Origin of the sequence: Pseudomonas sp. Z18(2022) (assembly GCF_036346535.1) — a bacterium.
Taxonomy (GTDB): domain Bacteria; phylum Pseudomonadota; class Gammaproteobacteria; order Pseudomonadales; family Pseudomonadaceae; genus Aquipseudomonas; species Aquipseudomonas yamanorum_A.
Window position 1 is genome coordinate 1 of sequence record NZ_JAOTOA010000022.1, and the last position, 25,551, is coordinate 25,551.

General features: G+C 61.3%; 29 protein-coding genes. 18 read left to right on the forward strand and 11 right to left on the reverse strand.

What is annotated here, in order from left to right; translation table 11 throughout:
• The 11 genes from V3W39_RS27935 to V3W39_RS27985 all read left to right on the forward strand — a co-directional run.
• On the forward strand, nucleotides 1-2,645 hold a 2,645-nt coding region (locus V3W39_RS27935), incomplete at its 5' end, for an RHS repeat-associated core domain-containing protein (RefSeq protein ID WP_330213775.1).
• 1 nt (nucleotide 2,646) lies between these two features.
• The gene (locus V3W39_RS27940; RefSeq protein ID WP_177132454.1) at nucleotides 2,647-2,958 is read left to right on the forward strand and encodes a hypothetical protein; all 312 of its coding nucleotides are present in this window, start codon (nucleotides 2,647-2,649) and stop codon (nucleotides 2,956-2,958) included.
• A gap of 82 nt (nucleotides 2,959-3,040) precedes the next feature.
• Nucleotides 3,041-3,421, forward strand: coding sequence for a hypothetical protein (locus V3W39_RS27945; protein WP_259196678.1), 381 nt, complete (start codon nucleotides 3,041-3,043; stop codon nucleotides 3,419-3,421).
• A 177-nt stretch (nucleotides 3,422-3,598) separates the two neighbouring features.
• On the forward strand, nucleotides 3,599-3,931 hold the full coding sequence (locus tag V3W39_RS27950) for a hypothetical protein (RefSeq protein WP_177132450.1): 333 nt from the start codon (nucleotides 3,599-3,601) through the stop codon (nucleotides 3,929-3,931).
• Between the two features lie 125 nt (nucleotides 3,932-4,056).
• Nucleotides 4,057-4,566 (forward strand): RNA polymerase sigma factor, encoded by a 510-nt coding sequence (locus tag V3W39_RS27955; RefSeq protein ID WP_177132448.1) that lies wholly within the window; start codon nucleotides 4,057-4,059, stop codon nucleotides 4,564-4,566.
• Nucleotides 4,563-5,495, forward strand: a complete 933-nt coding sequence (locus V3W39_RS27960; RefSeq protein WP_330213776.1) for a FecR family protein — start codon at nucleotides 4,563-4,565, stop codon at nucleotides 5,493-5,495. The genes V3W39_RS27955 and V3W39_RS27960 overlap by 4 nt, the downstream gene beginning before the upstream one ends.
• A 55-nt stretch (nucleotides 5,496-5,550) precedes the next feature.
• Nucleotides 5,551-6,690: a Fic family protein gene (locus V3W39_RS27965; protein WP_330213798.1), complete on the forward strand. Its 1,140-nt coding sequence runs from the start codon at nucleotides 5,551-5,553 to the stop codon at nucleotides 6,688-6,690.
• An 88-nt stretch (nucleotides 6,691-6,778) separates the two neighbouring features.
• Entirely contained in the window at nucleotides 6,779-7,021 is a 243-nt protein-coding gene (locus V3W39_RS27970) for an exodeoxyribonuclease VII small subunit (protein ID WP_010174693.1), read from the forward strand.
• Nucleotides 7,018-7,905, forward strand: a complete 888-nt coding sequence (gene ispA / locus V3W39_RS27975) for a (2E,6E)-farnesyl diphosphate synthase (protein WP_177046090.1) — start codon at nucleotides 7,018-7,020, stop codon at nucleotides 7,903-7,905. Before V3W39_RS27970 ends, ispA begins: the two co-directional genes overlap by 4 nt.
• 110 nt (nucleotides 7,906-8,015) lie before the next feature.
• A complete protein-coding gene (dxs, locus tag V3W39_RS27980) occupies nucleotides 8,016-9,914 on the forward strand; it encodes a 1-deoxy-D-xylulose-5-phosphate synthase (RefSeq protein WP_177046092.1) in 1,899 nt (632 codons plus the stop codon).
• A 172-nt stretch (nucleotides 9,915-10,086) separates the two neighbouring features.
• Nucleotides 10,087-11,952: a TonB-dependent receptor domain-containing protein gene (locus V3W39_RS27985; protein WP_330213777.1), complete on the forward strand. Its 1,866-nt coding sequence runs from the start codon at nucleotides 10,087-10,089 to the stop codon at nucleotides 11,950-11,952.
• A gap of 107 nt (nucleotides 11,953-12,059) precedes the next feature.
• Here V3W39_RS27985 and V3W39_RS27990 read toward each other — a convergent pair whose 3' ends face one another.
• From V3W39_RS27990 to nrdR, 10 genes are all read right to left on the reverse strand, one after another.
• Entirely contained in the window at nucleotides 12,060-12,857 is a 798-nt protein-coding gene (locus V3W39_RS27990; protein WP_330213778.1) for a cobalamin-binding protein, read from the reverse strand.
• Nucleotides 12,857-13,276 carry an MFS transporter gene (locus V3W39_RS27995; RefSeq protein WP_330213779.1) on the reverse strand — a complete coding sequence of 140 codons (420 nt, stop codon included), beginning with the start codon at nucleotides 13,274-13,276 and terminating at the stop codon, nucleotides 12,857-12,859. The genes V3W39_RS27990 and V3W39_RS27995 overlap by 1 nt, the downstream gene beginning before the upstream one ends.
• Nucleotides 13,273-13,890 carry a GTP cyclohydrolase II gene (gene ribA / locus V3W39_RS28000; RefSeq protein WP_177046098.1) on the reverse strand — a complete coding sequence of 206 codons (618 nt, stop codon included), beginning with the start codon at nucleotides 13,888-13,890 and terminating at the stop codon, nucleotides 13,273-13,275. Before ribA ends, V3W39_RS27995 begins: the two co-directional genes overlap by 4 nt.
• A 128-nt stretch (nucleotides 13,891-14,018) precedes the next feature.
• Nucleotides 14,019-14,972, reverse strand: coding sequence for a thiamine-phosphate kinase (gene thiL, locus V3W39_RS28005; RefSeq protein ID WP_330213780.1), 954 nt, complete (start codon nucleotides 14,970-14,972; stop codon nucleotides 14,019-14,021).
• Between the two features lie 18 nt (nucleotides 14,973-14,990).
• Nucleotides 14,991-15,491 carry a transcription antitermination factor NusB gene (gene nusB, locus V3W39_RS28010; protein WP_177046102.1) on the reverse strand — a complete coding sequence of 167 codons (501 nt, stop codon included), beginning with the start codon at nucleotides 15,489-15,491 and terminating at the stop codon, nucleotides 14,991-14,993.
• Entirely contained in the window at nucleotides 15,488-15,964 is a 477-nt protein-coding gene (ribH, locus tag V3W39_RS28015) for a 6,7-dimethyl-8-ribityllumazine synthase (RefSeq protein WP_003209986.1), read from the reverse strand. The genes nusB and ribH overlap by 4 nt, the downstream gene beginning before the upstream one ends.
• Before the next feature lie 90 nt (nucleotides 15,965-16,054).
• A complete protein-coding gene (gene ribBA, locus V3W39_RS28020; RefSeq protein ID WP_003209987.1) occupies nucleotides 16,055-17,146 on the reverse strand; it encodes a bifunctional 3,4-dihydroxy-2-butanone-4-phosphate synthase/GTP cyclohydrolase II in 1,092 nt (363 codons plus the stop codon).
• 16 nt (nucleotides 17,147-17,162) lie between these two features.
• A complete protein-coding gene (locus V3W39_RS28025; RefSeq protein ID WP_177046104.1) occupies nucleotides 17,163-17,825 on the reverse strand; it encodes a riboflavin synthase in 663 nt (220 codons plus the stop codon).
• A 34-nt stretch (nucleotides 17,826-17,859) separates the two neighbouring features.
• Nucleotides 17,860-18,996: a bifunctional diaminohydroxyphosphoribosylaminopyrimidine deaminase/5-amino-6-(5-phosphoribosylamino)uracil reductase RibD gene (gene ribD, locus V3W39_RS28030; RefSeq protein ID WP_259196670.1), complete on the reverse strand. Its 1,137-nt coding sequence runs from the start codon at nucleotides 18,994-18,996 to the stop codon at nucleotides 17,860-17,862.
• Nucleotides 18,993-19,463: a transcriptional regulator NrdR gene (gene nrdR / locus V3W39_RS28035; protein WP_010174661.1), complete on the reverse strand. Its 471-nt coding sequence runs from the start codon at nucleotides 19,461-19,463 to the stop codon at nucleotides 18,993-18,995. Before nrdR ends, ribD begins: the two co-directional genes overlap by 4 nt.
• Before the next feature lie 139 nt (nucleotides 19,464-19,602).
• Here nrdR and V3W39_RS28040 point away from each other — a divergent pair, with 139 nt between their 5' ends.
• From V3W39_RS28040 to trxA, 3 genes are all read left to right on the forward strand, one after another.
• Entirely contained in the window at nucleotides 19,603-20,061 is a 459-nt protein-coding gene (locus V3W39_RS28040) for a YbaY family lipoprotein (protein ID WP_177046108.1), read from the forward strand.
• On the forward strand, nucleotides 20,058-20,714 hold the full coding sequence (locus V3W39_RS28045; RefSeq protein ID WP_177120305.1) for a class I SAM-dependent methyltransferase: 657 nt from the start codon (nucleotides 20,058-20,060) through the stop codon (nucleotides 20,712-20,714). Before V3W39_RS28040 ends, V3W39_RS28045 begins: the two co-directional genes overlap by 4 nt.
• A gap of 167 nt (nucleotides 20,715-20,881) precedes the next feature.
• Complete coding sequence (trxA, locus tag V3W39_RS28050) at nucleotides 20,882-21,754, forward strand: thioredoxin (RefSeq protein WP_330213781.1); 873 nt, start codon at nucleotides 20,882-20,884, stop codon at nucleotides 21,752-21,754.
• Between the two features lie 3 nt (nucleotides 21,755-21,757).
• Here trxA and V3W39_RS28055 read toward each other — a convergent pair whose 3' ends face one another.
• A complete protein-coding gene (locus tag V3W39_RS28055) occupies nucleotides 21,758-22,105 on the reverse strand; it encodes a hypothetical protein (RefSeq protein WP_177078069.1) in 348 nt (115 codons plus the stop codon).
• Between the two features lie 135 nt (nucleotides 22,106-22,240).
• Here V3W39_RS28055 and V3W39_RS28060 point away from each other — a divergent pair, with 135 nt between their 5' ends.
• The 4 genes from V3W39_RS28060 (at nucleotide 22,241) to V3W39_RS28075 (ending at nucleotide 25,510) form a co-directional block, all read left to right on the forward strand.
• On the forward strand, nucleotides 22,241-22,852 hold the full coding sequence (locus V3W39_RS28060; RefSeq protein ID WP_330213782.1) for a DUF2796 domain-containing protein: 612 nt from the start codon (nucleotides 22,241-22,243) through the stop codon (nucleotides 22,850-22,852).
• A 147-nt stretch (nucleotides 22,853-22,999) separates the two neighbouring features.
• The gene (locus tag V3W39_RS28065; RefSeq protein ID WP_177115686.1) at nucleotides 23,000-23,710 is read left to right on the forward strand and encodes an ABC transporter ATP-binding protein; all 711 of its coding nucleotides are present in this window, start codon (nucleotides 23,000-23,002) and stop codon (nucleotides 23,708-23,710) included.
• A gap of 1 nt (nucleotide 23,711) precedes the next feature.
• The gene (locus V3W39_RS28070; protein ID WP_177046120.1) at nucleotides 23,712-24,977 is read left to right on the forward strand and encodes an ABC transporter permease; all 1,266 of its coding nucleotides are present in this window, start codon (nucleotides 23,712-23,714) and stop codon (nucleotides 24,975-24,977) included.
• An 11-nt stretch (nucleotides 24,978-24,988) separates the two neighbouring features.
• Nucleotides 24,989-25,510, forward strand: coding sequence for a DUF3299 domain-containing protein (locus tag V3W39_RS28075; RefSeq protein ID WP_177046122.1), 522 nt, complete (start codon nucleotides 24,989-24,991; stop codon nucleotides 25,508-25,510).
• The last annotated feature ends 41 nt before the right edge of the window (nucleotides 25,511-25,551 follow it).

The window sequence follows — 25,551 nt, forward strand, 5'->3', positions numbered from 1 at the left end:
GCGTCACCGTGCACAACGCCGATGGCAGCCAGGAAGTCTACGTCCACGACCAGCGCGCACGGCTGGTGCAGCGGATTGATCTGGACGGTGCCGAGCACTTCAAATCCTACGATGAAAAAGGCCGGCTGACGGTTGAGCAGGATCCGCTGGGGTCGGTGACGGCGTATCAGTACGACGAAGCCGGTCGGTTGATTGCGCTGTTTCCCGGGGACGATGCACCCACGTCCTACGAGCATGACAACGGGTTCGTTCGAGTTGTACGCCGTGGTGAGGCGGTCTGGAAATACCAGCGTAACGACCAGGGCGATATCACCCGCAAGACCGATCCGGACGGTAACTACACCGAATACACCTACACCAAACACGGCAAGCTCAGCGGCGTTTGGCATCCGGACAACAGCAGTCAGCGCTTTATCTGGAATGAACGTGGCCAGCTAATCGAGGAGAAGCTGGCGAATGGCGGTGTACGGCGTTATCGCTACAACGACCTGGGCCGGCAGGTTGCCTGCGTGGATGAGTATGGTGCGCTGACCCAGTATCAGTGGGACGCCGTAGGTCGTTTGCTGAAGGTGATTCAGCCCGGTGGGGCAACCCGCGAATTCAGCTACAACCCGTACGGAAAAATCACTGCCGAGCGCGATGAACTGGGTCGGGTTACTCGCTATGAGTATGCAGACGGTTTGCACCTGATCAGCCGTCGGATTAATCCCGACGGCACGCAGCTCAAATACCGTTACGACAATGCCCGGTTGTTACTGACTGAGATTGAAAATGAAGTCGGCGAAACCTATCGGCTCGACTATCACGCCAACGGCCTGATCCAGCAGGAAACCGGCTTTGATGGCCGACGTACCGCCTACGTCTACGACCTCGCCGGGCATCTGCTGGAAAAGACCGAATACGGTGACGATGGGAGTCAGTTGGTTACCCGATATGAGCGCGATGCAGCCGGTCGCCTCGTAAGAAAAACCCTGCACGACCGCAGCATTGTCGATTACACCTACGATCGACTCGGCAACCTCCTCAGCGTCGACGACGGCCACTGGCCGCTGCACTACGAATACGACCTGCAAAACCGCCTCACCGCCGAACATCAGGGCTGGGGCACCTTGCGCTATGGCTATGACGAATGCGGCCAACTCGAAAAATTACGCCTTCCGGATAACAACCGCCTCGCCTTCCACCACGACAAAGGAGGCGACCTCGCCACCGTCGAACTGAATGGCAACCCGCTCACCTCGCACCTGTTCAAATCCGGCCGCGAACACCAGCGCCAACAAGGCCAGCTCCTCAGCCACTATCACTACGACGAACAGGGCCGCCTGCACGCCCACGCCATCACCCAACAGGAACAACGCCACCAACGCCGCCAATACGACTACGACAAACGCGGCAACCTCACCCGCATCCTCGACACCCGCAAAGGCCAGCACGACTACCACTACGACCCGCTCGACCGCCTGACCCGCGCCGACCACTCGCACGACCTGCAGGAACGCTTCGTTCACGACCCGGCGGGCAATCTGCTGATGCAAGACCGCGTCGGCCCGAGCGAAGTCAAAGGCAACCGCCTGCTGATGCAAGGCGACCGTCATTACGACTACGACGCCTTCGGCAACCTCCTGCGCGAACGTCGGGGCCGAGCCCAGCAACTGGTCACCGAGTACCGCTACGACTGCCAGCATCGACTGATCAGTGTCATCCAACCGGACGGCACACAGGCCAGCTACCGCTACGACCCGTTCGGTCGGCGCATCACCAAAACGATAAAAGGCCAAACCACCGAGTTTTTTTGGCAAGGCGACACGCTGATCGCCGAACACAGCGCCAATCATCATCAGAGCTATCTCTACGAACCCAACAGCTTCCGCCCGCTAGCGCTGCTGAAAGGCTACGGCCCGGAAGACGCAAAACCCTTCCACTACCAACTCGACCACCTTGGCACCCCACAAGAACTCACCGCGCCCGACGGCGAAATCGTTTGGTCCGCCCACTACCGCGCCTACGGCCAACTCGCGAAGCTGGACGTCAACACCGTCACCAACCCGTTGCGCTTCCAGGGCCAATACTTCGACCCCGAAAGCGGCCTGCACTACAACCGCCATCGCTACTACAATCCGGACGTTGGTCGCTATCTGACGCCTGATCCGGTGAAACTGGCGGGTGGGCTGAACGGATACCAGTACGTGCCCAACCCGACGGGGTGGGTGGATCCGTTGGGGTTGAATACCTGTCCGGCTGCGGATGGTTGTAAACCGGACGTCAAGGTCGGAAATCCAGCAAGCAGTGCAAGCGTCAATCACAACTCCCCACGCTCGCCAAGCGCAGCCGTAAAAAAAGAACAAACTGTCAGGGTTAGGCACTACACCAACAGAAAAGGATTAACCGGAATAGAACAAGCAGGAGAGATTTTCGCGCATGACAACAATCGTGTTTACATGGAACCAGCAAAAAATAAGGTTCTAAGTGCTGCCGACGTCCAAGACCGCTATCAGGTTGACTTGAGTCGAGGACGAGACTATGTAGAGACAGATGCTCCGAAACACATGCTGGAATGGCTGAAAAATCCGCGCTATGGTTACTTGGAGCTAACCGTCGAAGGAAACCTAAAGCTAATTAACCCTAAATTTGTAAAGAGAAAATAATATGTTAAAACAAAACAAAGAAATAACCATATCCGGAAAAAACGCTTTAGAAGCATTAAAAGAAATCGAATTCATGCTAGTTTCATTGCGAAAAATGGGAACATACTATATCGGAAAACCGCAAAATGAATACCAAGATGCCACCACTAAATTCATAGACAACTTCGGCATCACTGGCCGCCTGGCAAAGGTCCGAAGGTTAATATGCGAAGGCTTTGATACTACCTTGGGGGAAGACGACATGGATGACTTGGAACGTCATATGCAAGACCTTGAGTTCTGGAAGCCGACCGATGAAACCCTGAATAAGTGACAGCTTTACTTATAGCCTGGTATAGCTGACGCTTAATACGTATAAAGCACGATCAAATAAACATACTCACTGAAGGAAAAATATGCTAGTAAAAATAACTAATGTAGTTTCGAAAGGCGACGTTTTAGAGGTTAGTTTTCACTCACTTGTCGGCAACGGAGTAGCCTTATGGGTGGGAACGTGTCCAGAAATCGGAAAGGAATGCGAGGTTGAGGTTAGTCTGGATGATATTTTTTGCTGGGGCAAAAATATCAAACCATCGTCCAAAAACGTTGATCAGATTTACTCAGCAGCGGGTAGAACATACGTAACAGCCGAACTGATATCAATGGATGACGAACACGCAGCTATACGTATTAATGGCTCCATCGCCCTTATTGAGCTAAACAAGGCTCCCAAACAAAAACCAGCCCATGTGCATTTGACAACAGCCGCCATCTACTTCTACCCAACAAATCTGTAAGCTAAAACCCACTGCCGATCAACGCAGAACCACTAGACTCTCATCCAACTCCACCCCAAGGGTACATTTAAGTTCAATCAGCCCTATACTGGAACACCAAAAACTGCGATCAAGCAACTAGATACACAGCAAACAGTTAACACTACAAGTCACTCACTTCCAAATGAAATCTTTTGAATGAAGCTGATAACCGTCCCCCTGACCCAAGAAGCCTTAAAACTTCTCGACTTGGACGTATGCCCTGAGAGCAAACTAGAACAACTGCACCTGAGCGAAGCAGAACACCAACAACTAACAAAATCAGGAATAATTGTGGATATAAACTCAAAGCTTGGAAAAATAATTGACGATTATGAAGATGAAAGCATTCAGGGTGCAAACGATCTGACGAATACGCTCGCCATCCTAATGAGCGCTGCAATCCCTGAGAATCCCGAGCTATTAAAAAAGCTTATAAAACTCACTAATACCGCGTTGAAAAACAACACAGGTATATTCTTCTTTTTCTGAAACACCAACATCCAAACATTAAAGATCTGCAGAACAAACAGCCGCTCAGACAACTCCTCATTCTTACGACAAATTCTCATCCCCTATACCATCCCCACCTCAACCACTCCCCCAAAAGCGCCGCCATGCCCGATTCCCCTGGCAACCGCAACCTCGGCCCGCTCTACCGCCAGCACCGCGGCGAACTCCTGGCCTACCTGACCCGCCGGGTAAACTGCCGTGAAACCGCCAACGACCTGTTGCAAGACGCTTTCATCCGGCTGATGAACAGCGAAGTCGCCAAGATGGGCAACGTACGCGCTTTTCTCTACCGCATCGCCAATAACCTGAGCATCGACCACGCCCGGCGCAATCGCGTGCGTGGCATCAACGATGACCATGAATTGCAAACCCTGACCGGCGACGCTGACCCGCAGAACAGTGCAATCGCCGGCAATACTCTGGAACACCTGCAACGCCTGATCGACGGGCGGCCCTCGCCGACTCGCGAAGTGTTTCTGCTGGCCCGGGTTGAGCAATTGAGCTACAAGGAGATTGCCGTCCGTCTGAATATTGATGCCCGGGCGGTGGAGCGACATTTGAACAAGGCCATGGCCCATTGCACCGCAGCCCTGCAAGCAACCGAGTCCCGATGAACGATCAACCCACCCCTTCGCCGTCCGAACGTGATCAGCAAGCCCTGGACTGGTTTACCCACCTGCGTGGGGAAACCGTGACGTCTCAGGAGCTCACCGCGTTTGCGCAGTGGCGCGAAGACCCGCTGAATGCCCACGCCTACCAAAACGCCGAGACGCTTTGGCAGTTGCTGGATCGCCCCTCCCGAGCAGCACACAAACCAGATCGCCGTCAGCCGATTTCCCGACGCCGAACCTACGCCACCGCTGCCTGCCTGATACTCGCCGCCGGCGCGATATGGCTGGGTACCCCGCCGATCTGCAGTTGGGGCAGTGACTACACCACCCGCATAGGGCAACAACAGGACATCACCCTGGCCGACGGTTCACACCTGCATCTGGACAGCGACAGCGCGCTCGATATCGACCTCACCTCAGATGAGCGCCGGGTAAATCTGCGAAGAGGCCGTGTGTACCTGCAAGTCAGCCACGACGACCGACCATTTATTGTGCAAGCCGGCGGCACTCGGGTTCGGGCGCTGGGCACCGAGTTTTCCATCGCACATAACGACAAATCCGACGAGGTCATTCTGTTGCGCGGCAGTGTTGAAGTAGCCGCCTCCGGGCAACACCAAACGCTGCAGCCGGGCGAACAGTTGCGCGTGGTGAGCGGATATGTGCAAGCCCCCCAAGCCGTCGACGCCGAACGCCTGCTGGCCTGGCGCAAAGGGCTGCTGAGCGTGCGAGACGCACCCTTGCGCGAGGTGCTTGAGGAGTTGGTGCGCTATCAAGGTGGCCACGTGATCTGGCTCGACGATAAAGTCGGACAACGCACCATCAACGCCAGCTTCAATCTGAATCAGGTCGACAGTGCCCTGGACGCGCTGATCAGCACCCAAAAACTGCGCACCACAGCCCTCACCCGTCGCATCTTGATCGTGCGCGGCTGACTGGACGATGAGCCGAATAAGCCTTCTATTCGGCTCACCCACCGAGCACACCGCCATGGATCACCCGAACTGGATCTGGCAGCAACCTGACTGGCCGCACTTTCACTGGCAACCAGAGCGCCTTGCAGCCTTGTTGCGTGAGTGCACACAGGCGCAGGGAAAGTTGCTGGGCATGCTCGGTTCGGTCAGCCAGGCGCAGAGTTCGGAGAATGAACTGGATGCCTTGCTGCAAAATATCCTGACGTCCTCGGCAATCGAGGGTGAGCAACTCAACGTCGGCTCGGTACGATCTTCCCTGGCCCGCCGCCTGGGCCTTGAGCAATTGCAGGATGGCTCCGTGAGCCGGCGCAGCGAGGGCCTGGCGGACTTGATGGTGGACGCCACACAACAGTTTGCTCAGCCGTTTACCCTAACCCGTCTATTTAACTGGCATCGATGGTTGTTTCCCGCCGAGGAAGCCCGCTTTTCCACGCACGCCTTGAACGTAGGCGCGCTAAGGGGCGATGAGCCGATGCAGGTTGTGTCGGGACGACTGGACCGGCCCACTGTGCATTTCGAGGCGCCACTTCGCCAAGGGCTGGAGCAGTCTCTGGGCGATTTCATCGAATGGTTTGAAGCCAGCCGGAATCATGCGGCCCTCGACCCATTGCTGCGCGCAGGCCTGGCGCATTTCTGGTTCGTCACACTGCACCCCTTCGATGATGGCAACGGTCGTCTGACGCGGGCGATTACTGACCTCGCGCTCGCCCAGGCAGAGAACCAGGCCATCCGCTTCTACGCGATGTCGGCGAGCATCCTTGAAGACCGGGCGGGCTATTACGGCGCACTGGAAACCGGTCAAAAAGCCACGCTGGATGTGACCGATTGGTTTGAGTGGTTCCTGCAAACCCTGCTTCGTAGCCTGCAGCAGGCCATGGCGCGGATTGACCGGGTGCTGGGCAAAAGTCGCTTCTGGCAACGGCATCGGGACCACGCACTCAGCGCTGAACAGACCAAAGTCTTGAATCGCTTGCTCGACGGCGGCGACAAGAGCTTTGAGCACGGGATCAGCGCCGCCCAGTATCAGGCCGTGGCCGAAGTGTCCAAGGCCACGGCGACTCGACACCTGGCCGATCTTCTGGAAAAAAACTGCCTGGTTCGGTTACCCGGCGGCGGGCGCAGCACCCGTTACCAAATCAACACCCAAGGTGACTGATTTACAAGGCAATTCCCCCCACTCATTTGCCCCAATCCCCCATGTCTGCTAGTGTCGCGCCGGTTTACCGTCTACCGGAATAGCCGCCATGGCCCGCAAAAAAGTTGCACTCGATTTCGAACAATCCCTCGCCGACCTGCAAGCGCTGGTCGAGCGTATGGAGAACGGCGAGTTGTCGCTGGAAGACTCGTTGACCGCATTCGAGCAAGGCATCGGCCTGACCCGTGACTGCCAGAGCGCCCTGGCGCAGGCGGAGCAGAAGGTCCAGGTGTTGCTGGAACGCGACGGGGAGTTGGCCGAAGAACCTTTCGATGCGGAACAGCCTGAATGATCGACGCTTATCAGGCCGGCAGCCAGGCCCGGGTCAATGCTGCGCTGGAGCCGCTGTTTGTTGCGCCTACTCCTGAATTGGCCCGCCTGTATGAGGCCATGCGCTACAGCGTGATGAATGGCGGCAAGCGCGTGCGCCCGTTGCTCGCCTACGCGGCCTGCGAAGCACTCGGCGCCCAGGCGGAGGAAGCCAACGGCGCCGCCTGTGCGGTGGAGTTGATTCACGCTTATTCCCTGGTACACGACGATTTGCCGGCGATGGACGACGACGATCTGCGTCGCGGACAGCCCACCACCCATAAAGCCTTCGATGAAGCCTGTGCGATTCTCGCCGGTGACGGCCTGCAAAGCCTGGCGTTCAGCGCCCTGCTGGACCCGCGCTTGAGCCGCGTCAACGCCGAGATCCGCTTGCGTATGGTCACCGCGCTGGCATTAGCGGCAGGCCCGGCCGGGATGGTAGGCGGCCAGGCGATTGACCTGGGCTCGGTCGGCCTCAAGCTCGATCAACAAGCCCTGGAATACATGCACCGCCACAAGACCGGTGCGCTGATCGAGGCCGCCGTGCACCTCGGCGCCCTGGCCAGTGGCCGTGCCGACGCCGCACAACTGGCAGCCTTGCAGACCTACGCGCGGGCCATCGGCCTGGCGTTCCAGGTGCAGGACGATATTCTCGACGTTGAAAGTGATACCGCGACCCTCGGCAAGCGCCAGGGTGCCGATATCGCACGGGACAAGCCGACCTATCCTTCGCTGCTCGGCCTGGAAGCCGCCAAGGCCTACGCCCTGGAACTGCGGGACCAGGCACTCGATGCCCTGCGACCTTTCGACGCGGCTGCCGAGCCACTGCGTGATCTGGCGCGGTATATCGTCGAACGCCGCCACTGACAGCACTGGCCTTTTCCACCGCATATCAGCCAAGTTCGGCGCTCTGCGTGGGCAGTTTGCGATGCTTGAGGTAAACTGCCGCCTCTTCTATACCTATAACGATTCGCCTGATGCCCACGACGTTCCAAGAGATTCCCCGCAAGCGCCCGGCCACGCCCCTGCTGGACCGCGCCAACACGCCGGCCGGCCTGCGCCGCCTGGGTGAAGCCGAGCTGGAAACCCTGGCCGATGAGTTGCGCCTGGAATTGCTCTACACGGTCGGCCAGACCGGTGGGCATTTCGGTGCCGGCCTGGGCGTCATCGAGCTGACCATTGCGCTGCATTACGTGTTCGACACCCCGGACGACCGGCTGGTGTGGGACGTGGGTCATCAGGCCTATCCGCACAAGATCCTCACCGGACGCCGCGAGCGCATGGCCAGCCTGCGCCAGAAGGACGGCATCGCCGCCTTCCCGCGCCGCTCCGAGAGCGAGTACGACACCTTTGGCGTCGGCCACTCCAGCACCTCCATCAGTGCAGCGCTGGGCATGGCCATCGCCGCCCGGCTGCAGAACAGTGATCGCAAGGCGATTGCGGTGATCGGTGATGGCGCGTTGACCGCCGGCATGGCCTTCGAGGCGCTGAACCATGCGCCGGAAGTGGACGCCAACATGCTGGTGATCCTCAACGATAACGACATGTCGATCTCGCGCAATGTCGGCGGCCTGTCGAATTACCTGGCAAAGATCCTCTCCAGCCGTACTTACGCCAGCATGCGTGAAGGCAGCAAGAAGGTGCTCTCGCGTCTGCCCGGCGCGTGGGAAATTGCCCGTCGTACCGAAGAATATGCCAAGGGCATGCTGGTTCCCGGCACCCTGTTCGAAGAGCTGGGCTGGAACTACATCGGCCCGATCGATGGCCACGACCTGCCAACCCTGATCGCCACCCTGCGCAACATGCGCGATCTCAAGGGCCCGCAGTTCCTGCACATCGTCACCAAGAAAGGCAAAGGCTTCGCTCCGGCGGAAGTCGACCCGATTGGTTACCACGCGATCACCAAGCTTGAACCCCTGGACGCCCCGGCCGCCGCGCCGAAGAAACCCAGCGGGCCGAAGTATTCCGGTGTGTTCGGCGAATGGCTGTGCGACATGGCCGCCGCCGACCCGCGCCTGGTGGGCATCACTCCAGCGATGAAGGAAGGTTCCGACCTGGTGGCGTTCAGCGAGCGTTTCCCGCTGCGCTATTTCGACGTGGCCATCGCCGAACAACACGCCGTGACCTTCGCCGCCGGCATGGCCTGTGAAGGCGCCAAGCCGGTGGTAGCGATCTATTCCACCTTCCTGCAGCGCGGTTATGACCAACTGATTCATGACGTGGCGGTGCAGAACCTCGACGTGCTGTTCGCCATCGACCGTGCCGGCCTGGTGGGCGAAGACGGCCCGACCCACGCCGGCAGCTTCGATTTGTCGTACCTGCGTTGCATCCCCGGCATGCTGGTGATGACCCCGAGCGATGAGAACGAACTGCGCAAGATGCTCAGCACCGGCCACCTGTACAACGGCCCGGCGGCCGTGCGTTATCCGCGCGGCAATGGCCCGAATGCGGTGATCGAAAAGGACCTTGAGCCTATCGAGATCGGCAAGGGCATCGTTCGTCGCCAGGGCAGTGGCGTTGCCTTGCTGGTGTTCGGCGTACAACTGGCCGAAGCTTTGAAAGTGGCCGAGAAGCTCGACGCCACCGTGGTGGACATGCGTTTCGTCAAACCGCTGGACGAAGCGTTGGTGCGCGAGATCGCCGGTAGCCATGAGCTGCTGGTAACCATCGAAGAAAACGCCATCATGGGCGGTGCCGGTGCGGCAGTCAGTGAGTTCCTGGCGCGGGAGAACATCCTCAAGTCGGTGCTGCACCTGGGCTTGCCGGACGTGTATGTCGAGCATGCCAAGCCGGCGCAGATGCTGGCTGAGTGCGGGCTGGATGAAGCGGGGATTGAAGCTTCGGTTCGTCAGCGCATGACCCTGCTGGGCCTGTAGGAACGCGATTAAAAATGTGGGAGCTGGCTTCTGTGGGAGCCGGGCTTGCCTGCGATAGCCCCACCTCGGTGTAACTGACACACCGAGGTGCCTGCATCGCGGGCAAGCCCGGCTCCCACACAAGCCCCTCCCACATTTGTTCTATGCCAACTTCAAAAGCTACGGACAGCCCATGATCCGCCTTCGCCTTGCCCTGCCCCTTCTGTTACTGCCCGCCACCGACCTGCTCGCCGACAGCTTCGAACGCGACGAAGCCCTCAAGCTGCCCGACGTGGTGATCAGCGCCAACCGCCAGGTCCAGGCGCGCAACGACAGCAGCGCCGCCAACACCGTCTTCACCCGCGACGACATCGACCGCCTGCAACCCACCAGCGTGAGCGACTTGCTCAGCCGCGTACCCGGCGTGCAGGTGGCGCAAAGTGGTGGTCGTGGCAGCCAGACGAACGTGTACATTCGCGGCACCTCGACCGCCCAGAGCCTGGTGCTGGTGGACGGCCAGCGCATTAGCAGTTCCACCAGCGGCACCAGCAACCTGCAATACCTGAATATCCAGCAGGTTGAGCGCGTGGAAGTGCTGCGCGGTTCGCGCTCGGTGATCTACGGCAGCGATGCGATTGGCGGGGTGATCCAGATCTTCACCCGGCGCAATACCGAGTCCGGCGTGCAACCCCGGCTGCATGTGGGATTCGGCAGCAACCAGACGTGGGAACGCAGCCTGGGCCTGTCCGGCGGCGACGCGCAAACCCGCTTCAACCTGGGCGCCAGCCTGGATGACACGGCCGGGATCAATCGTACGCGCACCTCGTACCCCAGCGACCGCGACCATGATGCCTATCGCAACCAGGCCCTCAGTTTCAGCCTGAGCCATGCCTTCAACGATGACATCGAAGCAGGCGTGAACGTGCTGGATAACCGCGGCAAAAGTGAATTCGACAACTCGTTCTCCCCGCAAAAGCCCTACACCGACTTCACCGTGAGCAGCGTCAGCAGCTACGTCGACGCCCGGATCAATGACGTGTGGAAATCGCGGCTGGAAGCGGGCCACAGCGAAAACCGCGAACAGACCCTGGACAAGCTCAGCATCGAACGCAGCGTGTTCAACACCTACCGCAACTCGCTGAACTGGCAGAACGACCTGACGCTGAACGACCAGAACAGCCTGATCCTGGGCGGCGACTGGTACGAGGACCAGGTCAACAGCAGCACAGCGTTCGCCGAAGACAGTCGCTGGAACCGCGCGGCGTTTATCCAGCACCGTTTCCAGGCGCAATCTTTCTCCACGGAACTGGGACTGCGCCGCGACGATAACCAGCAATTCGGCGGCCACAATAGCTGGAGCGGCACGTTCACTCTGCCGTTGAACCCGGATAATGATTTGCTACTGAGCTACAGCGAAGGCTTCCGGGCACCGACGTTCAACGACCTTTACTACCCGGACGAATTCGGCTTCAAAAACAGTAACCCGAACCTGAAACCCGAAACCTCGAAAAGCTACGAAGTACAGTGGCGCAGCCAACTCAGCGACGCCAGCCGGCTCGAAGCCTCGCTGTACCGCACCGACATTCAGGACGCGATCGTGTTCGCCAGCGGCGGCCCGCAAAACGTCAGTTCAGCACGTATCAACGGCTTCGAAGCGGCGCTCAAGCAAGAACTGTTCGGTTGGCAAAGCAGCCTGGGCGTCGCCCTGATCGATCCACGGGACCGCGACACTGGGCGCACACTGGCGCGTCGAGCCCGGCGCACCGTGAGCCTGGACCTGGACCGCCAATTCGACCAGTTCGGCGTCGGCGCCAGTTGGCAGGCGGTGAGCAGCAGCTACGACGATCCGGCGAACCAGCAACGCCTGGGCGGGTATGGGTTGCTCGGTCTACGGGGCAGTTGGGCGGTGAATCACGAGATCACCCTGGAAATGAAGCTCGATAACCTGCTGAACAAAGACTACAGCCGGGCGCTGTATCAGTACCAAGGCCAGCAATATGGCTATCGGGAAGAAGGCCGTGCGTTGATGTTCGGGGTGACCTGGACGCCGGAAATCTAGGTCGTCTGCACCGGCCTTATCGCGGGCAAGCCCGGCTCCCACAAGGGACGGTGTTTATCCAGACGACTCGGTCAAATGTGGGAGCTGGCTTGCCTGCGATAGCGGTCTCACAGCCCCGGTGCAATCACCTGACACAACCGCGCCACCGCCTCCAGCATCTGCCCGCTGGGCCGTTCCAGGCCCTTGTCAGGCACCAGCAGCAAACGCCCGCCAGCCACCGCCGCCACCTGGGGCCAGGCCTTCCAGGCATCCCGCTGCGCCTGATCACCCGCCAGAATCACCTCGGGATTGCGCTGCAGCACCGACTCGATGCTGACCTGCGGCGCGGGCAATTTGAGGTCGTCGAACACGTTGCGCGCGCCGCACACATCCAGCGCATCGCTGATGATCTGCCCGCCGCCCACGGTGTACAGCGGCTGGTTCCACACCTGATAAAACACGCGCAACGGCTCGGCCCGGTGATAGCGCAAGCGCAGCTCGGCCAAGCGCTGACGCAGCTGCGCGGCCAATTGCCGGCCAGCCTCCGCCCGCCCGAGTTGCCGGGCAATGGTTTCGACCTGTGAGGTGAGTTGTTCGAGGCTGTGGGGTTCGGCGACAAACACCGGGATGTTCAGGCGTTGAAGCTGTTCACGCTGGGCCGGGCCGACGCTGCCGGGCCACAGCAGGATCAAATCCGGCTTGAGGCTGAGCAGCCGCTCCATGTCCAACTGCCCGTAATTGCCTACCGACGGCACCTTAGCCAACGCCTGTGGCCGCTCGCCGCCGTCCAGTACGCCCACCAGCAAATCGGCGGCGCCCAGTTCAACGACGATTTCAGACAACGACGGTGCAAGGCTCACAACCCGCTCGACCGCCGCTGCCTGGGCCGCGACGACCAGCAGCCACACCGCCAGCCAGGCGCGCATCAACCCAACTGACGCGGGATGCGGTAGAGGTAGAACAGCACCAGAGTCGACAGCGCCAGCAGAAACAGCGGCACCGCTTCCAGCCCGACAAACACCGCCAGCGCGCCGACCCAGGCCGGCAGCGCGGCCACCAGCAACGCCACGCGCCGACGGGCCGCGAGGGTGATCCAGGCAGCCGGTTCTTCGGGGGTATCGAGGGCTTTGCCGGTGGCGATCAGCGCGTGTTTATAGCCATGGAAGTACCGCAGGCTGACAAACATCGAGGCTACGCCTGCGATAAAAAACGGCATCGCCAGCACCGGCAGCAAGGGCTCGACCTTGCCAAACACCAGGTTGATCACAAACAACGGGGCCAGCGCCAACGCCAGGTATTGCCACCAGTTAAATGACAGTCGCCGCTTGACCTGGCCGCGCGTCACGCCCGGTCGACCTCGCCCTGGTGCTCGTTGCCCATCATGTGGTCGAGCTTGCTGGCCTTGGTGGCGAGATACAGTTTGTTGTGCGGATTGTGGCCGGTGTGCAGCGGCACGCGCTCGGCGACGGTGATGCCCATGTCGGTCAAGGCTTTGACCTTGCGCGGGTTGTTGGTCATCAGGCGCAGGGATTTGACGCCCAGGTGCTGGAGCATCGGCAGGCAGATGGCGTAGTCGCGCTGGTCAGCAGCAAAACCCAGGCGCTCGTTGGCTTCTACAGTGTCGGCGCCGCCATCTTGCAGCTCGTAGGCGCGGATCTTGTTCAGCAGGCCAATGCCACGGCCTTCCTGACGCAGGTACAGCAACACGCCACGGCCTTCGCGGGCGATGGCTTGCATGGCAGCTTCCAGTTGCGAGCCACAGTCACAGCGCTGGCTGAACAGGGCGTCGCCGGTCAGGCATTCGGAGTGCACACGGCCGAGCACCGGGGCGCCGTCCGCCACGTCACCGAGGCTGAGAACAACGTGTTCGCGCCCGGTGGCTTCTTCAAGAAAGCCATTCATGGTGAACGTGGCAAAAGGGGTTGGCAGCTTGGAAGCAGCGACGAAAACGACGGGCACCTTGTGCTCCTGATTTCAGATTTCACAGGGGTGGGATTGTAACAGTAGGTTCCTACAGACGCTTAAGCTGAATTATCGCTGATAAAGATCAATAGGTTCGATTGGCCTTCAGCTTGGTTCTATGCCTTTCAGAAATGTTGATAGCCACGAATGACCGGCGTGATGTCCTGCCCAGACGCATCCAGCAGGGCAACGCCCTGCCCCGCCTCGACCCGGCCGATCACATGCACTGGCACACCGGCAGCCAACAGCGGCGCCAGTTCGGCGGGCGGCAACGTGAACGCCAATACGTAGTCATCACCACCGCTCAGCGCGGCCACACGGGCATCCGCCTCACCGACGAACGCCAGCAAGGCCGCCGACAACGGCAGCTTTTGCTGCTCGATCAACAAACTGACAGCCGACGCCTTGGCGATATGCCCGCAATCAGCCAGAAGGCCGTCGGAAATATCCATGGCAGACGTGGCCTTGCCTCGCAGCGCCAAGCCCAGCGCCAACTGCGGTTGCGGCGACCAGTAATGGGCCAGCAGCGGCTCGGCGATCGCCGCCTCTGCCGTGCGCTGCCCCAGCACCAGCGGCAATGCACCGGCGGCGTTGCCCAACTCTGCGCCCACACACAGCAAGTCGCCAGGCCGCGCACCGCTGCGGGTCAAGGCCTGGCCCGCCGGCACCCGGCCAAACACGGTCATGGTCAGGCTCAGCGGCCCACGGGTGGTGTCGCCGCCCACCAACACCACGCCACAACCCTGGGCCATGGCGTTCAAACCCTGGGCATAGCGTTGCAGCCAATCGGCATCAACCGTCGGGGTGGTAAGGGCAAGGGTAAACGCGAGGGGGTTGGCACCCATGGCCGCCAGGTCGCTGACTGCCACCGCCAGCGAGCGCTGGCCGAGCAGGAACGGATCGCAGGGGTCGGCAAAATGCACGCCGGCCACCAGGGTATCGGTAGAAATCGCCAGCTGTTCCCCGGAGGGAACCGCCAGCAAGGCGCAGTCGTCGCCAATCCCCAGTGCAATGCCTGCACCGCCCTGCGCACAAGGCGCGGCGGCGAAGTAGTTGCGGATCAGCTCAAACTCGCCCATTGCGTCAGCAAGCGCCAGTTAGCGCTTGTACGCCTTCACTTCGGCTTCACGCAGGCGCGGGGCCAGCTTGTCGAGCACGCCATTGACGAACTTGTGACCGTCGGTGGAACCGTAGACTTTCGCCAGTTCGATCCCTTCGTTGATCACCACGCGGTACGGCACGTCGACGCGCTTGAGCAGTTCCCAGGTGGACAGGCGCAATACGGCCAGTTCCACCGGGTCCAGCTCTTCGATCGCCAGGTCCAGGCACGGCGTCAGTGCAGCGTCGATCTCCGGCAGGTTGGCCGGAACGCCGTGCAGGATGTCGTGGAAGTAGCTGGCATCGGCCGCGCTGAAATCGTTGTCGACGCGAAACTGCGCCTCGATTTCGTTCAGCGAGGTTTTAGCCATGTGGCGCTGGTACAGGGCCTGGGTCGCAAGCTGGCGGGCCGCACGACGCTTTTCGCTTTTCGAGGGCTTGCCGGCGTCTGCCGGGCGCGGGTCCTGGGGGTTGAACTGATCGCTGTCGTCGCTAATCACTTGGCCTCCAACTGTGCCAGCAGGCTGACCATTTCCAGGGCGGACAGGGCAGCTTCAGCACCTTTGTTACCGGCCTTGGTGCCGGAACGTTCGATGGCTTGCTCGATGGAATCAACGGTCAGCACGCCAAAGGCAACCGGCACGCCGAACTCCATGGACACCTGGGCCAGGCCCTTGGTGCATTCGCCAGCCACGTATTCGAAGTGCGGAGTACCGCCACGAATGACCGCGCCCAGGGCGATGATCGCCGCGTATTCACCCTGCTGTGCAACTTTCTGCGCAACCAGTGGAATTTCGAAGGCGCCAGGAGCGCGGATGATAGTGATGTCGCTTTCGCTCACACCGTGGCGAACCAGGGCATCCACGGCACCGCTTACCAGGCTTTCAACCACGAAGCTGTTGAAGCGGCCAACCACCAGGGCATAGCGGCCTTTGGGGGCGATGAAGGTACCTTCGATGGTCTTCAGGGTCATTCGACAAATCTCTTAAAGAGCCGGGACGCGCTTGGTGCGCGCCCCTCAGTGATATTTGAACCGCGAACAAGGGGTAAACAACGCCGGCCTTTATTCGGAGGGCACGTATTCTACTACTTCCAGGTCGAAACCGGATATGGCATTAAATTTCATTGGCGCACTCATCAGGCGCATTTTGCGCACGCCCAGGTCCCGCAGGATCTGCGAACCGGCACCGACGATGCTGTAGGTGGTCGGTTTTTTCACCGGCGCATGGTCGGCAGTTTCGCGGATATGCGCCAGCAACACGTCGCCATCCAGCGGATGCCCCAGCAGCAATACAACACCGCTGCCAGCCTCGGACACCGCGGACATCGCGGCCCGCAGGCTCCAGCGCCCCGGCTGCTTGACCATCAGCAGGTCGCGCAGCGGGTCCATGTTGTGCACTCGCACCAGGGTCGGCTCTTCAGCGCAGATGGTGCCCAGGGTCAGGGCCATGTGCACGTCGCCTTCCACGGAATCACGATAGGTCACCAGGTTGAACTGGCCCAGTTCGCTGTCCAGGGGCTGCTCGGCAATCCGCTGAACGGTACGTTCGTGGATCATCCGGTAGTGAATCAGGTCGGCAATGGTGCCGATCTTGATGTTGTGCAGCGCGGCAAATTCTTCCAGTTCGGCGCGACGGGACATGGTGCCGTCGTCGTTCATCACTTCGCAGATCACCCCGCTCGGCTCGAAACCGGCCATGCGCGCCAGGTCGCAGGCAGCTTCGGTGTGGCCGGCGCGAGCCAGGGTGCCACCCGGCTGGGCCATCAGCGGGAAGATATGGCCCGGGCTGACGATGTCTTCAGCCTTGGCGTCTTTCGCGGCGGCGGCTTGTACGGTGCGGGCGCGGTCAGCAGCGGAGATGCCGGTGGTCACACCGGTAGTGGCTTCGATGGACACGGTGAACTTGGTGCCAAACCCCGAACCATTGCGCGGTGCCATCAGCGGCAGCTTGAGCAGCTCGCAACGTTCGCGGCTCATCGGCATGCAGATCAGGCCACGGGCGTGCTTGGCCATGAAGTTGATGTGTTCCGGCTGGCAGCACTCGGCGGCCATGATCAGGTCGCCTTCGTTCTCGCGGTCTTCGTCATCCATGAGGATGACCATCTTGCCTTGGCGGATGTCTTCAACCAGTTCTTCGATGCTGTTGAGCGCCACGCGGCACCCCCTTGGGTCAGGATTTAAGGTAGCCGTTAGCGGCTAAAAAACTTTCAGTGATGTTACTCCCGGTCGGCTCTGCGGCCTTATCGCCCAACAACAGGCGCTCCAGGTAACGGGCAAGCAAGTCGACTTCCAGGTTCACCCGGCGACCTGGCTGGTACGACGCCATGATGGTTTCGCTCAGGGTGTGGGGAATGATGGTCAGTTCAAATTCGGCGCCATTCACGGCGTTCACGGTCAGGCTGGTGCCGTCGACGGTGATCGAGCCTTTGTGGGCGATGTACTTGGCCAGCTCTTTGGGCGCGCGGATACGGAATTCCACGGCACGCGCGTTTTCGCTGCGGGCGACGACTTCGCCCACACCGTCGACGTGGCCGCTGACCAGGTGCCCGCCGAGACGGGTGGTCGGGGTCAGGGCTTTTTCCAGGTTCACCGGGCTGCCGCTCTTGAGGTCGTTCATCGCAGTGCAGTCCAGGGTCTCCCGGCTGACATCGGCGGCAAAGCCGTTGCCAGGCAACTCGATGACGGTCAGGCACACACCGCTGACGGCGATGCTGTCGCCCAGTTTGACGTCGCTCAGGTCGAGCTTGCCGGTTTCAACCAGCAGGCGTACGTCGCCGCCTTTTGCGGTCATTGCACGGATGCTGCCGATGGATTCGATGATGCCGGTGAACATGCCGTTCTCCTGAAGACGTGGCGCAGGCCGGGAATTATACGCTCGCTGATGGCACAGGAATGGCAGTGACTCGCCAGTCGTCGCCCACAGCGCGCATTTCAGTGATCTTGAGTTGGGGGGCGTCGGCCAGTTTCTCAAGCGGCCAGTCCAACAAAGGGCGGGCAGCGGAGCCGAGGAACTTGCCGGCGACGAATATAACGTACTCGTCCACCAGGCCTTGCTGGGCGAAGGCACCGGCCAGGCTTGGGCCGGCTTCCACCAACACTTCGTTGACGCCACGGGCCGCCAGGGCCACCAGCGCGGAACGCAGGTCGACCTGGCCGTCGACACCCGGCACCACCAGGCACTCGGGGCCGGTGGGGTACTGGTTGTCCGGCGTCACGCAGGTGATGACCAGCGCGGGGCCGGCCTTGAAGAATGGCGCATTCAACGGCACCCGCAGGCGGCCGTCGATCAATACACGCAGCGGCGGGCGGGACATCGCCAGGGCGGTGGTCTCTTCGTCCAGGCCCAGTTCGGCGGCGCGCACCGTCAGGCGAGCGCCATCGGCCAACACCGTGTCGGCGCCGGTCAGCACCACACTGGCCTGGGCCCGCAAACGCTGCACAGCGGCACGGGCGGCCGGGCCGGTGATCCACTGGCTTTCGCCGTTGGCCATCGCGGTGCGACCGTCCAGGCTCATGGCCAACTTGACCCGCACAAACGGCAGGCCATGTTCCATGCGCTTGAGGAAGCCCGGGTTAAGCGCCCGCGCCTCATTCTCCAGCAAGCCGCTGTAAGTCTCGATCCCGGCCTGGGCCAGACGGCGCATGCCACGCCCGGCGACTTCCGGGTTCGGGTCCTGCATCGCGGCGACAACGCGGGCCAAGCCGGCATTCACCAGTGCATCGGCGCATGGTGGCGTGTGCCCGTGGTGGCTGCACGGTTCAAGGGTCACATAGGCGGTGGCGCCCCGGGCCCTGTCGCCCGCTGCCCGCAGGGCGTGGACTTCCGCATGGGGCTCGCCGGTGCGCACGTGCCAGCCTTCGCCGACAACCTGCCCGTCACGCACGATCACGCAGCCAACCCGTGGGTTGGGGTGCGTGGTGTACAGGCCCTTGCGCGCCAATTCCAGGGCACGGGCCATGTAATGGGCGTCGAGCACCGCTTGTTCTGCCGAAGGTGGGTTCATTCTTTTACCGGCTCACGGGCCAGGCGGTCGATCTCTTCGCGGAACTCGTTGAGGTCCTGGAAGCGTCGATACACCGAGGCGAAACGGATATAGGCGACTTCGTCGAGCTTTTGCAGCTCGGCCATCACCAGTTCTCCAACGACCAGGGATTTGACTTCGCGCTCGCCGGTAGCCCGCAGCTTATGCTTGATGTGCACCAGCGCCGCTTCCAGCCGCTCGACACTCACCGGGCGTTTTTCCAGGGCGCGCTGCATTCCGGCGCGCAGTTTTTCTTCGTCGAAAGGCTGGCGACTGCCGTCGGTCTTGATCAGACGTGGCAATACCAGTTCGGCGGTTTCGAAGGTGGTGAAACGTTCACCGCAGCCAGAGGCCAGGCATTCACGCCGGCGACGCACCTGTTCGCCCTCGGCGACCAGACGCGAGTCAATGACCTTGGTGTCGTTGGCACCGCAGAAGGGACAGTGCATGGTGGCAGGCAACAAAAAATGGGAGGGCCATGGTAGCGCATCCCCGTGGCAAGACAAGCCATAGCCTTTACGGTATATAGGCTGACTATTATGTTTCATATTTTTTAAGCCACGGATTTTGTCCTTTCTGGAGCCGTACATGCAGTTACGACCACTTGTTTTGCTCACGTTGCTTGGTTTCCTGGTCGCCTGCAGCAGCCATACCCCAAAACCTGCCGCGCCCGTTGCTGCCCCTCAGCAAGAGAAAAAAATCCCTGGCGTGGAAGAAGACCTGGGCCCGTTGCCCGCCTTCCAGCGTGAAGTCAGCGGCCAATTGAACGGCGTACCTGCCGGTGCGGAAGTTGAACTGGCACTGCTGGTGATCGACGACCGCTCGCGCCCGCAACAACTGCTCGCCAGCAGCGTGCTGATCGGCAACAACAAGCCGTTGGCCTTCCGCCTGCGCTTCAACCCCGAAGCCTTCCCCGCAGGCGGACGCGTTGAACTGCGTGGCCGCGCCAGCCAGTCCGGCCAGTTGATCCTGCACCTGCCGCCCGTGCGCATCACCCAAGCGATCACCCAGACCACCGGCCCGCTGCAACTCGTTCCCGCACCATGACGCCACCGCTGGACCTGCAACGCGCCCTCAGCGAACTGATCGGCGACGCCCAACTGGTGCCCTACCCGCTGCCGGGCACGGCGTTGTCGCTGTGGCTGCTGGACGCCGACAACATGGACCGCGCCTTCAGCCCCGAAGAAACCCGGCGCATCCTGCATGAGCCACCGTACTGGAGCTTTTGCTGGGCCAGCGGTTTGGCGCTGGCGCGATACCTGGCGGCCAATCCCGAGTGGGTTGCGGGCAAGCGGGTGCTGGATTTCGGCGCGGGCTCGGGTGTTGCCGGGATAGCCGCGGTAAAAGCCGGCGCGCTGGAAGTGGTGGCTTGCGACCTTGATCCGCTGGCCCTGGCCGCCTGCCGGGCGAATGCCGAACTCAACGGCGTAACACTGGATTATTCAGAAGACTTCTTCGCCGAAGCCGACCGGTTTGACCTGATCCTGGTCGCCGATGTGCTGTACGACCGGGCGAACCTGCCGCTGCTGGACCAGTTCCTCACCCGGGGCCGCGAAGCGCTGGTCGCCGATTCCCGGGTTCGGGACTTCCAGCACCCGGACTACCAGCGCCTGGAAATCCTCGATGCCCTCACACTGCCCGACCTGGCCGAGCCCTGGGAGTTTCGCAAGGTGAGCCTGTACCATTCGCGGCGCCGTTGAGACCATCGCAGGCAAGCCAGCTCCCACATTGACCGAGTTCCACCTTTGGAATGCAGTCAATGTGGGAGCTGGCTTGGCTGCGATAGCGATCCTGAGACCGCCCCGCTTTCAGCCAACCCCACCAACCCTTATAGTTGCCCCATTCCCCGCTTTCTTCGAGATACCCCATGAGTGAGCCCACGCCGTACATCTTCGACGCCACCACCGCCACGTTCGACCAGGCGGTGATCCAGAATTCCTTCGAAAAACCCGTGCTGGTGGATTTCTGGGCCGAGTGGTGCGCGCCGTGCAAGGCGTTGATGCCGATGCTCGCGAAGATTGCCGAGAGTTATCAGGGTGAGTTGCTGCTGGCCAAGGTCGACTGCGACGCCGAGCCAGACGTGGTCTCGCGCTTTGGCATTCGTAGCCTGCCGACGGTGGTGCTGTTCAAGGACGGCCAGCCAGTGGACGGGTTTGCCGGTGCGCAGCCCGAATCCGCCGTGCGCGCGATGCTGGAGCCCCATGTGCAGATGCCGCCACCTGCTGCGGCTGATCCGCTGGAGCAGGCCCAGGCGTTGTTTGCCGAAGGCCGTATCATCGACGCCGAAGCCGTGCTGGTGACCTTGCTGGGCGAAGACAACACCAACGCCGCCGCGCTGATCCTGTACGCACGCTGCCTGGCCGAACGCGGTGAGCTGGGCGAAGCGCAAAGCGTGCTCGATGCGGTCAAGAGCGATGAGCACAAGGCCGCACTGGCCGGCGCCAAGGCGCAGATCACCTTCCTGCGCCAGGCCGCCGACCTGCCGGACGCTGCCGACTTGAAAGCCCGTCTCGCACAAAACCCGCAGGATGACGAGGCGGCGTATCAACTGGCCGTGCAGCAACTGGCGCGCCAGCAATACGACGCCGCGTTGGATGGCTTGCTCAAGCTGTTCATCCGCAACCGCAGCTACAGCGAAGGCCTGCCCCACAAAACACTGCTGCAGGTGTTCGAATTACTCGGCAACGAGCACCCGCTTGTCACGGTTTACCGCCGCAAGCTGTTCGCCGCGTTGTACTGACCCTTACTCGATCCAGCTGTACAGCGGCGTATCCCCGCCGCTGGCCACCTTGACCTTGGCGCTATGGCGCAGGCGCACCAGCAGGCGCTTGCCCGCCGAGGCGCTGCCGGCCAATCCTTCCAGTTGATCAAGCAGTTCCAGCCCGTTGAGTTGGCCGGCCTTGCGCAGCAAGTCCTGCGCGGCTTGCCACAGGCTCTCGTCCAGGTTCCCCGCCGCCGGTGCCATCACGGGCTCGGCACTCGGGGTTTTGCTGGCCTGCAACTGCGCGCCCAGCCGGGCCCAGTCGCCGTCATCCAGCTCCAGGGTCAAGTCCACCGGCAGGTCGCCGACGGTTCCACGAATTCTCAACATCGCACTCACTCCCGCACTTTTCTGACGAGCATGCTCCCACGCGTCTTGCGCTACGCCAAGCAGGCGGTCAAACTCGTCGCAAAATTGTTATAAGATCACATAACAAAACTTTCATCTTTATCCGGGAGCTCCACCATGCGCCGTTTGCTGCTCGCTTTGCCCTTTGCCCTGTTGCCACTGGCCATCGCCCAGGCTGCCGACGAGCACGACCATGATCACGAGCACGGCAGCCTGGGTGCTCACGAACACGGTGTCGGCCGCCTCAATGCGGTGCTCGACGGCCAGGCCCTGGAGCTGGAGCTGGACAGCCCGGCGATGAACCTGGTGGGTTTCGAACACCTGGCCACCACCGCTGGCGACAAGGCCAAGGTCGCTGCTGCGCGCAAGCAACTTGAGCAACCGTTGGTGCTGTTCAGCCTGCCCAAGGCCGCCGGTTGCGTGATCAGCACCCAGGAACTGAACAGCCCGCTGTTCGGCGACAAGCCTGAAGCCGACCATGACGACGACGATGACGACCACGCCACCGATGGCAAAGGTGCCGCCGCCCACGAGCATCATCACGACCACAGCGAAATCCACGCTCACTACCAGTTCAACTGCGCCACCCCGACTGCGTTGAGCAACCTCGACCTGACCCAGGTGTTCAAGACCTTCCCCGCCACCCAGAAAATTCAGGTACAACTCATTGGCCCGAGCGGCCAGCAGGGTGTAGAAGCGACGGCGCAGGCAGCTACGCTGAAATTCTGATGTAACCCCCCTTCTGTAGGAGCTGGCTTGCCAGCGATGCAGACACCGCGGTGCTCCAGAAACACCGCGGTGCTGCCATCGCAGGCAAGCCAGCTCCTACAGTTGATCGGTGTCATCATTCAAATCGAGCCAGACCACTGATTTCCTATGACCCAAGCACTTATCGAACTGTCTGACCTGGGCTTCAACTGGCCCGGTCACCCGCAGTTGCTGGACATCCCGGCGTTTCGCCTGGAGCCGGGTGAAACCCTGTTCCTCAAGGGCCCCAGCGGCAGTGGCAAGACCACCTTGCTGGGCCTGTTGGGCGGTGTGCAAAAGCCCAGTCGCGGCAGCATTCGCCTGCTGGGCCAGGAGCTGACCGAACTCTCGGCCGGCGCCCGCGACCGCTTTCGCGTCGACCACACCGGCTACATCTTCCAGCAGTTCAACCTGCTGCCGTTTCTTTCGGTGCGCGAGAACGTCGAGTTGCCCTGTCACTTCTCCAAGCTGCGGGCGCAAAGGGCGATCCAGCGCCACGGCAGCGTCGACCAGGCCGCCGCGACCTTGCTCGCCCACCTGGGCCTCAAGGACAAAAGCCTGCTGGAACGCCGCGCCGATTCCCTGTCCATCGGCCAGCAACAACGGGTGGCCGCCGCCCGCGCGCTGATTGGCCAACCGGAACTGGTAATCGCCGACGAGCCGACTTCAGCCCTGGACTACGACGCCCGGGAAGCCTTCATTCAGCTGCTGTTCGCCGAGTGCCGCGAAGCAGGCGCCAGCCTGTTGTTCGTCAGCCATGACCAGAGCCTGGCGCCGCTGTTCGACCGCAACCTGTCGCTGGCCGAACTCAATCGCGCCGCCACGCCCGTAGAGGTTTGAGATGTATTTGTTTCGTCTAGCCATGGCCAGCCTGGCTAACCGCCGCTTTACCGCGATCCTCACCGCCTTCGCCATCGCCCTGTCGGTGTGCCTGTTGCTGGCGGTGGAACGGGTACGCACCGAAGCCCGCGCCAGCTTCGCCAGCACCATCAGCGGCACCGACCTGATCGTCGGCGCGCGCTCCGGCTCGGTGAATTTGCTGCTGTATTCGGTGTTCCGCATCGGCAACGCCACCAACAACATTCGCTGGGACAGCTACGAGCACTTCGCCGCCAGCCCCCAGGTGAAATGGGCGATCCCGATTTCCCTCGGCGACTCCCACCGCGGCTACCGCGTGATGGGCACCAACGAATCCTATTTCGAACACTACCAATATGGCCGCCGGCAAAACCTCGAACTCGCCAGCGGTCGCGCCTTCGCCACCGACCCGTTCGAAGTGGTGCTCGGCGCCGAAGTGGCCGACGCCCTGCATTACAAACTCGGCGACAAGCTGGTATTGGCCCATGGCGTGGCGGTGGTCAGCCTGGTCAAGCACGATGACAAGCCGTTCACCGTGGTCGGCATTCTCAAGCGCACCGGCACCCCGGTGGACCGCACGCTGCATATCAGCCTCGGCGGCATGGAAGCGATCCATATCGACTGGCACAACGGCGTACCGGCCCAGGGCAAAGGCCGGATCAGCGCCGATCAGGCCCGCAACATGGACCTGACGCCGCAAGCCATCACCGCGTTCATGCTCGGCCTGAACAACAAGATTTCCACCTTCGCCCTGCAACGGGAGATCAACGAATTCCGTGGCGAGCCGATGCTGGCGATCCTGCCGGGCGTGGCGCTGCAAGAGCTGTGGAGCATGATGGGCACCGCCGAAAAGGCGCTGTTCGTGATCTCGCTGTTCGTGGTGCTGACCGGCTTGATCGGCATGCTCACCGCGATCCTCACCAGCCTCAACGAGCGGCGCCGGGAAATGGCGATCCTGCGGTCGGTGGGCGCGCGGCCCTGGCACATCGCGACCTTGCTGATCTTCGAGGCGTTCGCCCTGGCATTGTCGGGCGTGATCGCCGGCGTCGGCCTGTTGTATGTGTGCATCGCCGCGTCTCGCGGGTATTTGCAGGCCAACTACGGCCTGGACCTGCCGCTGTCGTTGCCGAGCGAATATGAATGGACCCTGCTCGGCGGTATTCTCGTCGCAGCCCTGCTGATGGGCAGCGTGCCGGCCTGGCGCGCCTACCGGCAATCGTTGGCCGATGGCCTGTCGATACGTTTATGAGGAAGCTGTTGATGCGTCGCGTCGTGCTTGCACTGTTACTGCTGGTGGCCCTGCCTGCCTGGGCTGAAGAGCAGCCCAAGGACCTGTCGTGGCAGGAGATGATCCCGCCGGACGCGCCACCGGAAATTCCCAACATGAAACCGTTGCACGACTTGTCGGGCATGGCGGATGCGCTGTCGGTGGAGTCTGCGCCTGCCGCCAAGCAAGACCTGCCCAACGCGCCAGTCGTACAAAGCCTGGACGGTAAGCACATTCGCCTGCCGGGCTATATCGTGCCGCTGGAAGTCAGCGAAGAAGGCCGCACCACGGAGTTTCTGCTGGTGCCGTATTTCGGCGCGTGCATCCACGTGCCGCCACCGCCGTCGAACCAGATCGTGCATGTGAAAAGCGAGATCGGCGTGAAGCTCGACGAGCTGTACCAGCCGTACTGGATCGAAGGCCAGATGCAGGTCAAACCGTCCAGCAGCGAACTGGCCGATGCCGGTTACCAGATGGATGCCGACAAAATCTACGTGTACGAGTTGCAGGAATAACCCGTGATTGCGCTTTCATTGAGCTGAGTCAAAAGCTCGAA

Bases quoted from the DNA above. Each gene is read 5' to 3' on its own strand.
- V3W39_RS27940 (WP_177132454.1), top strand. From the start codon at position 2,647: ATGTTAAAACAAAACAAAGAAATAACCATATCCGGAAAAAACGCTTTA.
- V3W39_RS27945 (WP_259196678.1), top strand. From the start codon at position 3,041: ATGCTAGTAAAAATAACTAATGTAGTTTCGAAAGGCGACGTTTTAGAG.
- V3W39_RS27950 (WP_177132450.1), top strand. From the start codon at position 3,599: ATGAAGCTGATAACCGTCCCCCTGACCCAAGAAGCCTTAAAACTTCTC.
- V3W39_RS27955 (WP_177132448.1), top strand. From the start codon at position 4,057: ATGCCCGATTCCCCTGGCAACCGCAACCTCGGCCCGCTCTACCGCCAG.
- V3W39_RS27960 (WP_330213776.1), top strand. From the start codon at position 4,563: ATGAACGATCAACCCACCCCTTCGCCGTCCGAACGTGATCAGCAAGCC.
- V3W39_RS27965 (WP_330213798.1), top strand. From the start codon at position 5,551: ATGGATCACCCGAACTGGATCTGGCAGCAACCTGACTGGCCGCACTTT.
- V3W39_RS27970 (WP_010174693.1), top strand. From the start codon at position 6,779: ATGGCCCGCAAAAAAGTTGCACTCGATTTCGAACAATCCCTCGCCGAC.
- ispA (WP_177046090.1), top strand. From the start codon at position 7,018: ATGATCGACGCTTATCAGGCCGGCAGCCAGGCCCGGGTCAATGCTGCG.
- dxs (WP_177046092.1), top strand. From the start codon at position 8,016: ATGCCCACGACGTTCCAAGAGATTCCCCGCAAGCGCCCGGCCACGCCC.
- V3W39_RS27985 (WP_330213777.1), top strand. From the start codon at position 10,087: ATGATCCGCCTTCGCCTTGCCCTGCCCCTTCTGTTACTGCCCGCCACC.
- V3W39_RS27990 (WP_330213778.1), bottom strand. From the start codon at position 12,857: ATGCGCGCCTGGCTGGCGGTGTGGCTGCTGGTCGTCGCGGCCCAGGCA.
- thiL (WP_330213780.1), bottom strand. From the start codon at position 14,972: ATGGGCGAGTTTGAGCTGATCCGCAACTACTTCGCCGCCGCGCCTTGT.
- ribH (WP_003209986.1), bottom strand. From the start codon at position 15,964: ATGACCCTGAAGACCATCGAAGGTACCTTCATCGCCCCCAAAGGCCGC.
- V3W39_RS28025 (WP_177046104.1), bottom strand. From the start codon at position 17,825: ATGTTCACCGGCATCATCGAATCCATCGGCAGCATCCGTGCAATGACC.
- ribD (WP_259196670.1), bottom strand. From the start codon at position 18,996: ATGAACCCACCTTCGGCAGAACAAGCGGTGCTCGACGCCCATTACATG.
- nrdR (WP_010174661.1), bottom strand. From the start codon at position 19,463: ATGCACTGTCCCTTCTGCGGTGCCAACGACACCAAGGTCATTGACTCG.
- V3W39_RS28040 (WP_177046108.1), top strand. From the start codon at position 19,603: ATGCAGTTACGACCACTTGTTTTGCTCACGTTGCTTGGTTTCCTGGTC.
- V3W39_RS28045 (WP_177120305.1), top strand. From the start codon at position 20,058: ATGACGCCACCGCTGGACCTGCAACGCGCCCTCAGCGAACTGATCGGC.
- trxA (WP_330213781.1), top strand. From the start codon at position 20,882: ATGAGTGAGCCCACGCCGTACATCTTCGACGCCACCACCGCCACGTTC.
- V3W39_RS28055 (WP_177078069.1), bottom strand. From the start codon at position 22,105: ATGTTGAGAATTCGTGGAACCGTCGGCGACCTGCCGGTGGACTTGACC.
- V3W39_RS28060 (WP_330213782.1), top strand. From the start codon at position 22,241: ATGCGCCGTTTGCTGCTCGCTTTGCCCTTTGCCCTGTTGCCACTGGCC.
- V3W39_RS28065 (WP_177115686.1), top strand. From the start codon at position 23,000: ATGACCCAAGCACTTATCGAACTGTCTGACCTGGGCTTCAACTGGCCC.
- V3W39_RS28070 (WP_177046120.1), top strand. From the start codon at position 23,712: ATGTATTTGTTTCGTCTAGCCATGGCCAGCCTGGCTAACCGCCGCTTT.
- V3W39_RS28075 (WP_177046122.1), top strand. From the start codon at position 24,989: ATGCGTCGCGTCGTGCTTGCACTGTTACTGCTGGTGGCCCTGCCTGCC.